The sequence below is a fragment of the Bradyrhizobium niftali genome (assembly GCF_004571025.1).
In the GTDB taxonomy this organism is placed as follows: domain Bacteria; phylum Pseudomonadota; class Alphaproteobacteria; order Rhizobiales; family Xanthobacteraceae; genus Bradyrhizobium; species Bradyrhizobium niftali.
On the sequence record NZ_SPQT01000020.1, the window covers coordinates 71,724 to 84,611 of the forward strand.

13 protein-coding genes are annotated in these 12,888 nt (G+C 65.1%); 1 reads left to right on the forward strand and 12 read right to left on the reverse strand.

Going from position 1 to position 12,888, the window contains the following annotated elements:
* Positions 1-41: 41 nt before the first annotated feature.
* The 12 genes from E4K65_RS29500 to E4K65_RS29550 all read right to left on the reverse strand — a co-directional run bounded on the left by E4K65_RS29500 (position 42) and on the right by E4K65_RS29550 (position 12,004).
* Positions 42-953, reverse strand: coding sequence for a hypothetical protein (locus E4K65_RS29500; protein WP_135177122.1), 912 nt, complete (start codon positions 951-953; stop codon positions 42-44).
* Positions 954-1,046: 93 nt separating this feature from the next.
* On the reverse strand, positions 1,047-1,331 hold the full coding sequence (locus tag E4K65_RS29505; protein ID WP_027545550.1) for a cupin domain-containing protein: 285 nt from the start codon (positions 1,329-1,331) through the stop codon (positions 1,047-1,049).
* A gap of 23 nt (positions 1,332-1,354) precedes the next feature.
* Positions 1,355-2,452, reverse strand: a complete 1,098-nt coding sequence (locus E4K65_RS29510) for a calcium:cation antiporter (protein WP_135177123.1) — start codon at positions 2,450-2,452, stop codon at positions 1,355-1,357.
* A gap of 44 nt (positions 2,453-2,496) precedes the next feature.
* Positions 2,497-3,975: a sodium:proton antiporter gene (locus E4K65_RS29515; protein WP_135177124.1), complete on the reverse strand. Its 1,479-nt coding sequence runs from the start codon at positions 3,973-3,975 to the stop codon at positions 2,497-2,499.
* Positions 3,929-4,726 carry an alpha/beta hydrolase gene (locus E4K65_RS29520; RefSeq protein ID WP_135177125.1) on the reverse strand — a complete coding sequence of 266 codons (798 nt, stop codon included), beginning with the start codon at positions 4,724-4,726 and terminating at the stop codon, positions 3,929-3,931. The genes E4K65_RS29515 and E4K65_RS29520 overlap by 47 nt, the downstream gene beginning before the upstream one ends.
* A gap of 22 nt (positions 4,727-4,748) precedes the next feature.
* Positions 4,749-4,919: a hypothetical protein gene (locus E4K65_RS47655; protein WP_167771255.1), complete on the reverse strand. Its 171-nt coding sequence runs from the start codon at positions 4,917-4,919 to the stop codon at positions 4,749-4,751.
* Between the two features lie 20 nt (positions 4,920-4,939).
* Positions 4,940-6,337, reverse strand: a complete 1,398-nt coding sequence (locus E4K65_RS29525; RefSeq protein ID WP_135177126.1) for an NAD(P)(+) transhydrogenase (Re/Si-specific) subunit beta — start codon at positions 6,335-6,337, stop codon at positions 4,940-4,942.
* A 39-nt stretch (positions 6,338-6,376) separates the two neighbouring features.
* Positions 6,377-6,694: a proton-translocating transhydrogenase family protein gene (locus E4K65_RS29530; protein ID WP_027545555.1), complete on the reverse strand. Its 318-nt coding sequence runs from the start codon at positions 6,692-6,694 to the stop codon at positions 6,377-6,379.
* 11 nt (positions 6,695-6,705) lie between these two features.
* Complete coding sequence (locus E4K65_RS29535) at positions 6,706-7,833, reverse strand: Re/Si-specific NAD(P)(+) transhydrogenase subunit alpha (RefSeq protein ID WP_135177127.1); 1,128 nt, start codon at positions 7,831-7,833, stop codon at positions 6,706-6,708.
* A 137-nt stretch (positions 7,834-7,970) separates the two neighbouring features.
* Positions 7,971-8,123, reverse strand: a complete 153-nt coding sequence (locus tag E4K65_RS29540) for an aa3-type cytochrome c oxidase subunit IV (protein ID WP_008136857.1) — start codon at positions 8,121-8,123, stop codon at positions 7,971-7,973.
* A gap of 140 nt (positions 8,124-8,263) precedes the next feature.
* On the reverse strand, positions 8,264-11,233 hold the full coding sequence (locus E4K65_RS29545; protein WP_135177128.1) for a patatin-like phospholipase family protein: 2,970 nt from the start codon (positions 11,231-11,233) through the stop codon (positions 8,264-8,266).
* A 72-nt stretch (positions 11,234-11,305) separates the two neighbouring features.
* Entirely contained in the window at positions 11,306-12,004 is a 699-nt protein-coding gene (locus E4K65_RS29550) for a TetR/AcrR family transcriptional regulator (RefSeq protein ID WP_135177129.1), read from the reverse strand.
* Between the two features lie 87 nt (positions 12,005-12,091).
* Here E4K65_RS29550 and E4K65_RS29555 point away from each other — a divergent pair, with 87 nt between their 5' ends.
* A complete protein-coding gene (locus tag E4K65_RS29555) occupies positions 12,092-12,874 on the forward strand; it encodes a sterol desaturase family protein (RefSeq protein WP_135177130.1) in 783 nt (260 codons plus the stop codon).
* Positions 12,875-12,888 lie beyond the last annotated feature (14 nt).

Here is a 12,888-nt window from a genome sequence, read left to right on the forward strand (position 1 = left end):
CCGGTGGTCCACTTCGCCCGAAAACGCTCTAAGCCACCACCTTAATCGGGGGTGGAGCTCTTCGGCAAGACGGAGTGGAACATCGACTTCATGCCCGACAGCATCTCGTCCGCGACGTTGGTCTTCTTCGGCCGGGGCATGGTTGCGCCGGCATCGGCACGCAGGTCGAGCGGCGGCGCGATCACCGGCACGGGAATGTCAGCCGGCGGCGTGATCCGGTTCGGGTCGTCATTGCCGACCGAGGCCGTGTAGGACGGCGACGAACCGCCATTGCCATACGCCTCGGGTGAGGGCGTGGACACCGTGATCGGCGGCGGCAGCGGACGGACCGCGGACGGCTCCGTCGTGACGACACGCGGGGCCTCGGGGACGCGGGTGGCTTCACGCACCGCGGGCTCGGGGGTCCGCTCGACCGGCTTGGTCTCGGCGGCTTTGGCTTCGGCAGCCTTTTCGGCAGCCTTGCCCTCAGGCGACTTGCGCAGGCGCTCGATGGCGGCACGCGCCAGATCGTTGGCGTCGGGGGTCGCAGCCGGGGACGCCGCGGCCGGCGCAGAATTGGCCTCCACCACCGGGGCGGTAGCTGCCGGGATCGACTTCGCGGCCGCCTTCTCGCGCGCCGGGGGGCGGCCATGCGAGGCGGTATCGGCGGGAGCGACGTCCGCAGCCTTGGTCTCAGGCTTGTCGGCGGGCTTCTCGGCCGCAGCCTTCTCCGTCGCACTCTTCTCGGAAACGCTCTTTTCGGAGACGCCCTTGGCCTTGACGCCGGACGCCGGCAGGTTGGCGACGTCGGCGGGCTTGCCGTTCTTGCCGGCCTCGGCAGGTGCCACCACGGCCGCAGGGGTATCGGCCGCCGGCTTGGCGTTGATGTAGTGGTTAACGATGTACGCCCCGATGATCGTCGCGAGCACCGAGGGGAAAATATCCATCGAGATTTTAGCGAGGTATTTCAGCATTTCTCGGCCACTCCCCGCGCGATCTGATGCGGGAACTTTGGGGCATTGTAAGGGATCAACTGCGACAGATCGATGGCAAACGGTAAGCCAGACTTACGGCTTCAGCTCGATCTCAAGGAACACGATCTCAGTTGAGGTTTCGTTAAGTACGTCGTGTTGGACGCCGGCCTTGCGGAAGTAGGATTTTCCGGCCGCAAGCTGCGCCTTGGAGCGCTCACCGCCGGGTGCCACGATGGTCATTTCGGCGGCAACGACGGGAACAATCACATAGTCCATCCCGTGGGTGTGGTGCCCGGTCGCGCTGCCCGGGGCGAGCCGCCATTCGGTCACCCGGACCTCTTCGTTGTCGATCTGAACCTCGGACTTGGCGGCAAGCATCGGAAATCTCCTGGAGAATCGCTTCAGGGCACGAAAACCATGAACACGTAGACGGCAAATACCACCATATGGACCAGCCCGAACAGGACATTGGTCCTGCCCGTGCCGAAGGTCAGCATGCTCAAAAAGAAGGTCAGGAGCAAAAGGACGCTGCCCTGGCCGCTGAGGCCGAGCTCGAGCTCCTTGTCGAAGGCGTAGGTGGCGATGCCGACGGCCGGGATGGTGAGGCCGATGGTCGCGAGCGAGGAGCCCAGCGCCAGGTTGATGCTCTTCTGGAGATCGTTCTTGCGGGCCGCCGCGATGGCCGAGACACCTTCGGGCATCAGGATCAGGAGCGCGACCAGAAGCCCGGCGAAGGCCGGCGGCGCGCCGATCCTGGCGGCCACGGCATCGACCACGAGCGAGAACTTCTTGGCCAGCAGCACGACTGCCAGGAGCGAGACCAGGAGCAGCCCCACGGTGAGCGCAAGCGCCCCGACCGACAGGTGCGCCTCGTCGCCCTCGCCCTTCGCGCGTTCATGAACGAAGTAGTCCTTGTGCAGGACGGTCTGGGTGTAGAGAAACACCGCATAGAGCGCGAGCGTCACCACATCGACGAAGCCGAGCTGAACCGCCGAATAGACCGGGCCCGGCGTGGTGGTCGTGTAATTCGGCATGATCAGCGTGATGGTCGCGAGCGCGAACAGGACGCTGAGATAGACGTTGGCCCCGGAGAGTTGAAACCCCTGCTCGCGATAGCGCAGGCCGCCGATAAAGATGCAGAGCCCGACGAGGCCGTTGCAGACGATCATGACGACGGCGAACACGGTGTCGCGCGCCAGTTCCGGCGCCGGCTTGTCGCCGAGCATGATCGTGGTGATCAGGGCCACCTCGATGATCGTCACCGAGAGCGTCAGCACCAGCGTGCCATAGGGCTCGCCGACCCGTTCGGCGATCACTTCGGCATGATGAACGGCGGCAAACACCGTGCCGAACAGGATGACCAGAAGGACGACGGCGAAGACGAGCCCGCCCAGCGAGAGCGTGAAGACGTAGCCCGTCGCACTGACGGCCGCGAACATCAGCACGGCCAGCGCCGGAAATATCCAGGCCGACCGGGGCATCGGATTATGCGCGCTCATCCACCGGCTCCAATTGTCAGCCGAGCAGTAGCAAGCCCGCAGATTCAATGCCAGTGCAGGAACGGCGCGACCGGCAGCACGGTCAGCAGCAGGAACAGCGGGATCAGCACGGCGCCGGCGCGCAGGAAATAGCCGAAGAAGCTCGGCATCTCGACGCCGTTCTCGCTGGCGATGCTGGCGACCATGAAGTTCGGCGCATTGCCGATATAGGTGAGCGCCCCCATGTAGACCGCCCCCATGGAGATGGAGGCGAGCGTGCCCGAGAGCGTATGCATCAGCACCTGCGGGTCGCCGCCGGCGAGCTCGAAGAACAGCAGGTAGGTCGGCGCATTGTCGAGGAACGCCGACATCATGCCCGTGAACCAGAAATAGGCGACCTCGCGCGGCGTTCCGTCCGGTGCCGTGACGGCGGACAAAAGCCAGGCGAAGGCGCCGTGATGCCCGGCATCGAGCATAGCAATGACCGGGATGATGGCGACAAAGATGCCCGCGAACAGCTTTGCGACTTCGCGGATCGGCTCCCAGGTGAAGCCGTTGGCAAGCCTGTGCTCCTCCGGCGTCAGCCACACCGACAGAGCGGCAATCGCGAGCAGCGCCACATTGCGGGCGATGTCTTCCAGCTCCAGCTTCGTTCCGAGAATGTCGAAGGCAATTCCGGGCTTCCACATCGCCGAGGCCAGCAGGCTCGCGACGATGGCCGCGATGAGCACGAGGTTGATGAGGCCGCGAATCCGCAGCGGCTTCGCGGGGCCGGCGTCTCCCCGCACCGGCTCGCCACGGAAGCGCCAGACGTCGATGACGACGAAGATCGCCAGCAGCAATCCGGCAACGATCGCCGTCTGCAGCCAGATGGTCCGGGTGGTCCAGAAGAAGTCGACGCCGTGCAGGAAGCCGACGAACAGCGGGGGATCGCCGAGCGGGCTCAGCGCACCGCCGACATTGGCGACCAGGACGATGAAGAAGACCACGACGTGGGCGTTGTGGCGCCGCGGCCGGTTGGCGCGGATCAGCGGACGGATCAGGATCATGGCGGCACCCGTGGTGCCGACGATGCTCGCCATGAGCGTGCCGAGCGCGAGGATGCCGGTATTGGCCGACGGCGTAGGCCTGATGTCGCCCGTGATGAGAATGCCCCCGGCGACGACATAGAGCGAGAACAGCAGCACGATGAAGCCGAGATATTCGGCGAGCATGGCATGGACGAGTGCGGCCAGCGTCGCCATGCCTCCTGCGAGCCAGACCAGCGAGCCGAGCGCCAGCAGCGACCAGGCCGCGGCGATCTTGCCGTAATGATGGTGCCAGAATTTTGCAAACAGCGGCGGCCCGAGCGCGATCGACAGCAGGAGGCCGGCAAAGGGCAGCGCATAGGGCCAGCGCATCGCCGCGCCGTCGAGCCCGGCCGCCGCCCATGCGGGCTGCGGCAACATCGCCAGGATCGCGGCGGCGGGCACGCCGCCGCGCAACGTCACGAGCCGTCTAGGAAGCAATGAAGCGCTTTGCTGTTTCGATCGCACCGAAAGCATCAAGGTTGTCGTGTCCGCCGCCCGCAAAGCGAACGAACTGCTTCGGTTCATGCGCGAGCGCGAACAGACGCTCTCCGAACCCGATCGGAATGGCAAGGTCATTGGTGCCATGCATCACCAATAGCGGCACCGTGACGCGCGCAATCCGCCCGTCGGAGCGAAACTGATCGCGCATCAGGAGGCGAACGGGAGCGAAGCGGTACAGCGAGGCGGCGACATCGACCGCCGACGTGTATGGCGCCTCCAGGATCAGTCTGCGGACCGGATGTTCGGAGGCGATGGCGACCGCAACGCCCGTTCCGAGCGAGAAGCCCCAAACGACGATTTGTTCCGCCGCGTAGCGCGCCGTCGTGAAGGCGTAGGCGGCCGCGGCATCGCGCAGCAGGCCCTCCTCGCTCGGCGCGCCGGAGGAGCCGGCATAGCCGCGATAGGACAGCGCGACGAGGCCGGTGCCGTCTGCCGTCATCGCCTTGAAGCGGCTGACACAGCCCGCGAGAGAATCACCATTACCAGGGAAATACAGGATCACGGGACGGCCGGGCCTGGCCGGCACGTGCCAGACGATGACCTTCTCGCCATCGGACGTGGTCAGGACATGCTCTTCCGCCTCGGGCAGGCCTGCGGCATCCGGAGCGGTGCGACCGACCGGCGGGATCGGAAACAGCATCTCGCGCTGCCGGACATACAGCACGACGAGACCGGCGCAATAGACGGCCGCGAGCAGGATGGCGATCCACTTGACGATGGTCATGATGATGCGGCCGGTCTCCGGCTCAGGGCTTGCGCCGGCTACGCAGCAATTTCATGACGTCGAGCCGGATGCTCGCGGGAATGTCGCGGCAGCCGCACGCCGCAGCATGCGCGACGTGCCATTTGACGCGCTGCGCGCGCGTCGCTTTGGGCGGCATGCGATGGGACCGGTGCCATTCCTTGTTGATGGCCACGGTCCCACTTCCTTCGCGCGCTACATCGCCTTGACGATGTTCTCGGTGACCTTCTTGGCGTCGCCGAGCAGCATCATGGTGTTGTCGCGATAGAACAGCGGATTGTCGATGCCGGCATAGCCCGAGGCGAGCGAGCGCTTGATGAACATCACGGTGCCGGCCTTCCAGACCTGAAGCACCGGCATGCCGTAGATCGGCGAGGTCTTGTCCTCTTCCGCGGCCGGGTTGGTGACGTCGTTGGCGCCGATCACGAAGGCGATGTCGGCCTGCGCGAATTCGGAGTTGATGTCCTCGAGCTCGAACACCTCGTCATAGGGCACGTTGGCTTCGGCCAGCAGCACGTTCATGTGGCCGGGCATGCGACCGGCCACGGGGTGAATGGCGTACTTCACCTCGACGCCTTCCTTCTTCAGCATGTCGGCCATTTCGCGCAGCGCGTGCTGGGCCTGCGCCACCGCCATGCCGTAGCCCGGCACGATGATGACCTTGGAGGCGTTCTTCATGATGAAGGCGGCATCGTCCGCCGAGCCGAGCTTGGCGGGCTTCTGCTCGCCCGTCGCCCCGCCGGCCGCGGCGGTCTCGCCACCGAAGCCGCCGAGGATGACCGAGATGAAGGACCGGTTCATCGCGTGGCACATGATGTAGGACAGGATCGCGCCCGAGGAGCCGACCAGCGCGCCGGTGATGATCAGTGCGGAGTTGCCGAGGGTGAAGCCGATGCCGGCCGCGGCCCAGCCGGAGTAGGAGTTCAGCATCGAGATCACGACCGGCATGTCGGCGCCGCCGATCGGGATGATCATGAGCACGCCGAGCGCCAGCGCGAGGATGACGATCAGCCAGAAGTCGATCGCGCTGCCGGTCAGGACGAGACCGACGATGAAGAACACCAGCGCCACGGCGAGCGCGATGTTGATGATGTGGCGGAACGGCAGGATGATCGGCGCGCCGCTCATGCGCGCCGACAGCTTGAGGAACGCGATCACCGAACCGGTGAAGGTCAGCGCGCCGATGGCGACGCCGAGCGACATCTCGACCAGGCTCTGCGCATGGATGTTGCCGGGCGTGCCGATGTCGAAGGCCTCGGGCGCGTAGAACGCGCCGGCGGCGACCAGCACCGCGGCCATGCCGACCAGCGAGTGAAAGGCGGCGACCAGTTCCGGCATCGAGGTCATCGGCACGCGGCGTGCGATGACCGCGCCGATGGCGCCGCCGATGGCGATGCCGACGATGACGAGCACCCAGGCCAGGCCGTCAGCCGGCGGATGGTTGGCGAGCGTCGTGGCGACCGCGATCGCCATGCCGATCATGCCGAACAAATTGCCCTGGCGCGAAGAGGCCGGGCTCGACAATCCCCGCAGCGACAGGATGAACAGCACCCCCGCTACGAGATACAAGAATGCAGAGAGATTGGCGTTCATCTCAGGTCCCCATTGATCCCTTCAGCCCGAGGTGGCCGCTTACTTCGACTTCTTCTTGTACATCGCCAGCATGCGCTGGGTGACAAGGAAGCCGCCGAAGATGTTCACGCAGGCGAAGATCAGCGCCACGAAGCCGAAGGCGCGGGCCCAGCCCGAGCCGCTCGAGACGTTCGCGACGCCGCCGGCGAGCAGCGCGCCGACCACGATCACCGAGGAGATCGCGTTGGTCACGCTCATCAGCGGCGTATGCAATGCCGGTGTCACCGACCACACCACGAAATAGCCGACGAAGACGGCGAGAACGAAGATCGACAGCCGGAAGACGAAGGGGTCGACGACCTGCGCAACATGCTCCATGGCGGCTCTCCTTATGCTTTCGGCTGGAAGTTCGGGTGGATCACGGCGCCGTCTCTGGTCAGCGCGGTCGCTTTCACGAGTTCGTCGTCCCAGTTCACGGCCAGCGACTTGCTGGTCTTGTCGACCATGGTCTCGATGAAGTTGAAAAGATTGCGTGCGTAAAGGCTGGAGGCCGAGGCCGCGACGCGGCCTGCGACATTGGTGTAGCCGACGATCTTGATGCCATCGAGGTCGACGACCTCGCCGGCCTTGGCCCCTTCGACATTGCCGCCGCGCTCGACGGCGAGATCGACCAGCACCGAGCCGGGCTTCATCGACTTGACCATCTCGCCCGAGACGAGCTTGGGCGCCGGCCGGCCCGGAATCAGCGCCGTGGTGATCACGATGTCCTGCTTCTTGATGTGCTCGGCGGTGAGCGCCGCCTGCTTGGCCTGGTATTCCTTGGACATTTCCTTGGCGTAGCCGCCGGCGGTCTGCGCGTTCTTGAACTCCTCGTCTTCGACGGCGAGGAATTTTGCGCCGAGCGATTCGACCTGCTCTTTCGTCGCGGGCCGCACATCGGTCGCGGTGACGATGGCGCCGAGACGGCGCGCGGTCGCGATCGCCTGGAGCCCGGCGACGCCGACGCCCATCACGAACACCTTGGCGGCGGGCACGGTGCCGGCCGCGGTCATCATCATCGGGAAGGCGCGGCCGAAGGCTTCGGCGCCCTCGATCACGGCACGGTAGCCGGCGAGGTTCGCCTGCGAGGACAGCACGTCCATCACCTGAGCGCGCGTGATGCGCGGCATCAATTCCATCGCGAAGGCGGAAACGCCGGCATCGGCCATCGCCTTCAGCGCGGCATCGTTACCGTAGGGATCCATGATGGCGATGACGAGCGCCCCGCGCTTGTACTGCGCGAGCTCCGATGCCTCGGGGCGCTTCACCTTGATGATGATGTCGGCGTCCTTCAGCGCATCGGCGCTGACGGTGGCGCCGACCGCGGTGAACTCGGAATCCGGCAGCCCCGATTTGAGGCCGGCGCCCGGCTCGACGGCGATCTCGGCGCCGAGCGCTTTGAACTTCTTCACCGTATCAGGCGAAGCGGCAACGCGCGGCTCCGACGGATCGATTTCCTTGGCAACGGCGATCTTCATAGGCCCTCCGGCGACGCGGGCAAAAGCGCGCACGCGAACTTAGCGTTACTCCCGCAACGTTGGATACCGGTTTTCAATCCGGCTTGAATGCAAATTTTATGGGCACCGACGACGCTGGCGGTGCGGCAGACGATGGATCAGGTGAGGAAGATCGCCATCAGGATCACGATGAGCGCGACCGAGGCCGTGCCGTATTTCACCAGCTTGATGAAGCCCTCATAGGTCTGCTCGTGGGCAACGTAGTCGTTGCCGTCGGCAGTGGTGTACGCCACTTCGCTATGGTCAGCCATGGATTGTCCCCAGTCGAAAGCCGAATTCCCGGCTGGCAATAGCGCAAACCGCCGGGCAGGGCAACGGCAGGCAGGCGCGGTTTTCCCGCAAATCAGGTCATTTGGAATTCCGATTGCCGGGAATCCGGCTCTGGCGCCGCTCAGCCCTGGTCGATCATCGTGGTGGCGGCGCTCGCGGTCGGTCGCCGGGGTTCCGGAAGACCGAGCGCCTCGCGGACCGCGTCGATCGCCTTCTCGCCCGCCTCGGTAAATCGAGCCATGCGCGGATTCGTGCCGGGGCCGACCGCGACGGAATGGTCGCCGGCCAGGAAACCATGGGTCATGTGGAACCCCAATGCACGATAGACCTCGAACTGCTCCTCCGAGAAGAACTGATCGCCGGTGGTCTCGTGCGGGAAGGTGTCGTTACGCCGCGCATAGTCGCGGATGTAGTCGTTCTCGTCGCGGGAGAGCGAGGACTTGATATAGACGAGATAGCCCTTGTCGTCGCCGCCATAGTCGATGATGCCGATCGCCACGTGAACATGGTCCCTCGCGGCCTCGTCCGATGCATCAGGGGATGCTTGTGCGGACTTCCCGGCATTCTCCGCCATGATGGCGCGCGTGCGGTCGCGGATCGGCGTCCAGGGCAGATCGATCCGGACGCCGAGATCGATGCGCGCATAGCGCTGGAGCTTCATCAGCGAGGAGAAATTCATCGGTGCGTCGGCTTCCGCGTCGACCGCGACGATCACCTTGCAGCGCCGGCGGAGCAGCTCGTAGACGCCGAGATTTTCGATGTGGCCGCCGTCGGTGAGATAGACGCCGTCACTGTTCTCGTAGAGACGGCCCGAGATTTCCGACCACAGGAACAGCGGCGTGGAGCGGCGCTGCGGCCGGGCGTTGGCCCCGACATAGCGCGGGTTGCTCAGCCAGTAGCCCAGCCGCACGTTCAACAGCGCCAGCGTCGGCGTCAGCGCCCTGATCGAGTTCGAGCCCATGTTCGACGACGCGGCCGCCCCCGAGATCGCCATGGCGGTGGCGAGGTCGAGGCTTTGCTCCAGACGCTCGACCGCCGGGGTCCCGGCGTAGCGCGTCGCTTCGCTGCCGACATAGAGCGGCGAGAACACGAAGAAGTCCGCATTGCGGCCGCGCCGGTTGGCGAAGTCCGACCCCTGGATGTTGAGCGCCGTGTTGATGAGATGATAGGGCGCCCGCAGCTTCGGCGCGGCCGGCCGATCGTTCGTCGTGGCACCGTCGTCCGCGACCGCGAAGAGCTCGCTCAACTTCATGCGATCGAGCGGCTTGAGATCGCGCCCCTGGTCGAGGCTCGCCTCGGCGCGGGCGATGTTGCCGTCCGCCGAGCGGCCGGGGTCGAACAGGAACGCCTTGCTCAGCCGATCGCGGTAGAGGCGATGCAGCGAATTGGCATTCGGCGTCAGCGACCAGGAGATCGCAAACAGCAGCATGCCGACGAGCGTGTACAGGATCACCACGGGCAGGCTGTGCGCGTAGCCGGAGCCTCGATCCGTCCAATCGAATTGTCTTGCGACATTGCCCGCGGCAAATACGAGCCAGGCCGGAACATGGGATACCGGCGTCAACCAGTCCGTCGCCGCCGTCGTTGCGGCGGGCCTTGGCGTGATCTCGGCCGTGAAGGTGCCGGCGGCAGCGTCGAACTCGATCTTGCCCGACAGGTTTCCCGACGCGGGCACGGTCGATTTATTGGCCGCGAGACAGCCTTTCTGCGCAATCGCGGTCAGGGGCGCCTGACATTTTTCGATCGGATCGTTGGCGATGCCCCAATAGGACAGATAGAGATAGGCGACCCAGATGATCAGCGGCAGCGCCAATCCCGCGATCCACAGCGCGATCTTGGCGATGATCGCGAGCACCAGCGAGCCCCATTGCGAGGATACGCTGTTGCCCTTCAGGAATTCGGCGAACTGCTGCCTGAAGGCAGTGACGAATACGCCGATCGGCGCGGCAATCGCGGCGAGCGATTTGATCCAGTTGACGGCGACGCCGCCGACCGGCCCGCCGATCGTGTTGCTGTCGACGACATCGAACATCTGGGACAGCATGAAGGGCTGGAACTCGAAGAACGCGATCACGGCAAGCAGCACCAGGAAGGTCGCGCCGGCGGTCGGCCAATGCGAGCGAAACTCCTGGCGTTTCTCGGGACTTGCAAACGACTGCTTGAGCGCCCAGCCGAAGAACAGGGCGACGCCGATGATCGCCGTTGCCAGCGTCAGCGCGAAATTCCTGATCTGCAGGACGCGGGCGAAGTCGCACGCGATGCCGAGCAGGAACGCGATGCCTGCGGCATAGGTCAGGAAGACGGTTGGGCCGATGCCCCGCTCTGCCCGTGAGCGCAGATAGGCAATTCCGCCGCAGGCAAGCAGCGCCAGCGCGACGATCGCGCCGATGGCGGTGAAGCCGAAACGGTCCGCGATCCAGCCGAAATGGTGCAGCTCGCATTGCGGCGAAGCGCCGTCGGCAAGATCGACACCGAAGAAGTTCGCGACGGTCAGGCAGCTCCGCAGCGGCGTCGACCAGATGGTGACGGCGGCGAGCAGCAGCACGGCCGGCAGCGTCAGCCCGATATTGGCGATCAGGCCGCGCGCCACGATCGCAATCCCGGTCAGGAGATCGCGGAAGCCGGCCGGAACCAGGTAGTTGGAATAATTCCTGATGTGCCCGACCGACGGCGTGTCGCTGATCTCGCTGGCGGTCACGGTTTCCCCGGCCGGCCGCTCGCCGAACACGAAACGCCCTGTCACCGTCATGGTCGTGCTGAGCGAGGTGCCGATGTAGCCGCCGCCCGATACGGTGGAGAGATAATCGATCCGCCTGATCAGATCGTGGTGGTTCAACGCCTGGAGCACGCCGAGACACATGGCCGAGGAGCGGATGCCGCCACCGGACAAGGCGAGCCCGACGACGTCGAGCATCTGGCAGGCGACGATGCCGTCGGGGTCGAGTTGCCGGGCTTCCTCGCGGCGCGTGTTGATGGCCGCGATCTCGTCGCGAACGATCTGCTGATGCTTCTCGCACCAGGGCGTTTCCTCCTCGAAGGCTGCGGCGTTCCGCGCCGCTCCAGGTCGCGGGACCTGTCCCTGATCGGGCATGCGAGCCTCCCCCGAGCAATAAGAAGCAATCGGCAATCAGCGGTTGAAAAAGTCAATCAAGTATCTACAGGATTAGTCTTGCCTCTGGTTCGAACGTTCAATGCCGGCGAGCAGGATCTCGAGGCCGGTCTCGAACGTCGCGTCAAAATGCGCAGGCTGAAAATACGGCGCAGCGGCCGCAAGATGCTTGAAGTTCGTGGCGATGGTTTCGTCCGGGACCGGTTCGGCCGAGGAAGGACCGCGGGCGTAGCCCGCCGTCTCATCGAGTGCCGCGCCCGTGAGGTAATAGCCGAGTTCCCGAAAATAGACGGCCGCCTCGCGGTTGGAAAAGCCGGCGTCGCGCAGGATGCCGATGATGCCGTCGATATAGGCGACGCCGGCAGCCGTGTTGAGCCGATGCACCGCGAAGAACGGGAAGAACGCAGGGTGCTTCAGCGCCATGGCGCGGAAGCCGTGGGCGGCTCGGCGCAGGCGCTCGCTCCAGTCCCATTGCGGCTCCATCGCAACCTGCGCCTCGGCAAGCATCAGGTCCACAAGCGCATCCATCAGGTGCGCCTTGCTCGGGAAGTGATGATAGATGCTCATGGCCTCGCAGCCGAGCTCCTCGCCGAGCCTGCGCGTCGAGAATTGGGCCAACCCATCGCGATCGACCAGCGCCATCGCGACGGCCGCAATCCGCTCGCGCGACAGTCCTCGGCCCCCGTGGCCCGCGGCGCGGCGCTTGCGCGGCGCAGGCGGAGCTTTCCGGCGCGCTTTGGCTTTCTTGATCATGACATCCGAATCGAACCCGCTTGCAACCTTACACTGAAAGGCTGTATTGTGAAGTAGAACTTACACTGTAAGGTTGGAGCTGAGGCGATGTCTGCGATTGACCTGTTCAGCCTGCTGGTGCCCTTGACCTATCTCGTGATGCTCGGAATCGAGCGTCTGATCCCGGCGCGGCAATTCCCGGATATTCCCTATTGGCGGCTCAGGGGCTTCTGCTTCCTGACCGTGCAGGGCCTGCTTGCCACGTTGACCCCATTGCTGATCCCGGAAGCCTGGCTGGAGCGGCACAGGCTGATGGACCTTACCGGCCTTGGCGTCGCCGGCGGCGCGGTGCTCGGTTATGCCGTGCTCTCGCTCGTCAATTACGGCTGGCACCGCAGCGCCCACACCTTCCCCTTGATGTGGCGACTATTCCACCAGATCCATCACAGCCCGGAGCGCATGGACATGTCGGGCGCGGCGCTGTTCCATCCGCTGGAGACGATCGCATTCTTCGCGATCGCATCCGTGGTCACGACGCTGGTGCTCGGGCTCGATCCGGTCGCAGCCGCCGCGACCGGCTACATCGCCGCCTTCTACGGGTACTTCCAGCACATGAATGTGCGCACGCCGCAATGGCTCGGCTTCATCATCCAACGGCCGGAGGCGCATTGCATCCATCACCAGCGTGACGTGCACGCCTTCAACTACGGCGACCTGCCGATCTGGGACATGCTGCTCGGCACCTTTCGCAATCCCGCGAGCTTCGAGGGCGCGGTCGGCTTCGACAAGCCGGCGACCGACCGGTTTGGCGCGATGCTCGCCTTCGCCGACGTGAACGAACCTGCGGCCGGGCAAAATAGCCTCGGCCGCAGGGCCAACCCGACCAGCTAGCGCGAAGCGTCCGC

Bases quoted from the DNA above. Each gene is read 5' to 3' on its own strand.
- E4K65_RS29500 (WP_135177122.1), bottom strand. From the start codon at position 953: ATGCTGAAATACCTCGCTAAAATCTCGATGGATATTTTCCCCTCGGTG.
- E4K65_RS29505 (WP_027545550.1), bottom strand. From the start codon at position 1,331: ATGCTTGCCGCCAAGTCCGAGGTTCAGATCGACAACGAAGAGGTCCGG.
- E4K65_RS29510 (WP_135177123.1), bottom strand. From the start codon at position 2,452: ATGAGCGCGCATAATCCGATGCCCCGGTCGGCCTGGATATTTCCGGCG.
- E4K65_RS29515 (WP_135177124.1), bottom strand. From the start codon at position 3,975: ATGCTTTCGGTGCGATCGAAACAGCAAAGCGCTTCATTGCTTCCTAGA.
- E4K65_RS29520 (WP_135177125.1), bottom strand. From the start codon at position 4,726: ATGACCATCGTCAAGTGGATCGCCATCCTGCTCGCGGCCGTCTATTGC.
- E4K65_RS29525 (WP_135177126.1), bottom strand. From the start codon at position 6,337: ATGAACGCCAATCTCTCTGCATTCTTGTATCTCGTAGCGGGGGTGCTG.
- E4K65_RS29530 (WP_027545555.1), bottom strand. From the start codon at position 6,694: ATGGAGCATGTTGCGCAGGTCGTCGACCCCTTCGTCTTCCGGCTGTCG.
- E4K65_RS29535 (WP_135177127.1), bottom strand. From the start codon at position 7,833: ATGAAGATCGCCGTTGCCAAGGAAATCGATCCGTCGGAGCCGCGCGTT.
- E4K65_RS29540 (WP_008136857.1), bottom strand. From the start codon at position 8,123: ATGGCTGACCATAGCGAAGTGGCGTACACCACTGCCGACGGCAACGAC.
- E4K65_RS29545 (WP_135177128.1), bottom strand. From the start codon at position 11,233: ATGCCCGATCAGGGACAGGTCCCGCGACCTGGAGCGGCGCGGAACGCC.
- E4K65_RS29550 (WP_135177129.1), bottom strand. From the start codon at position 12,004: ATGATCAAGAAAGCCAAAGCGCGCCGGAAAGCTCCGCCTGCGCCGCGC.
- E4K65_RS29555 (WP_135177130.1), top strand. From the start codon at position 12,092: ATGTCTGCGATTGACCTGTTCAGCCTGCTGGTGCCCTTGACCTATCTC.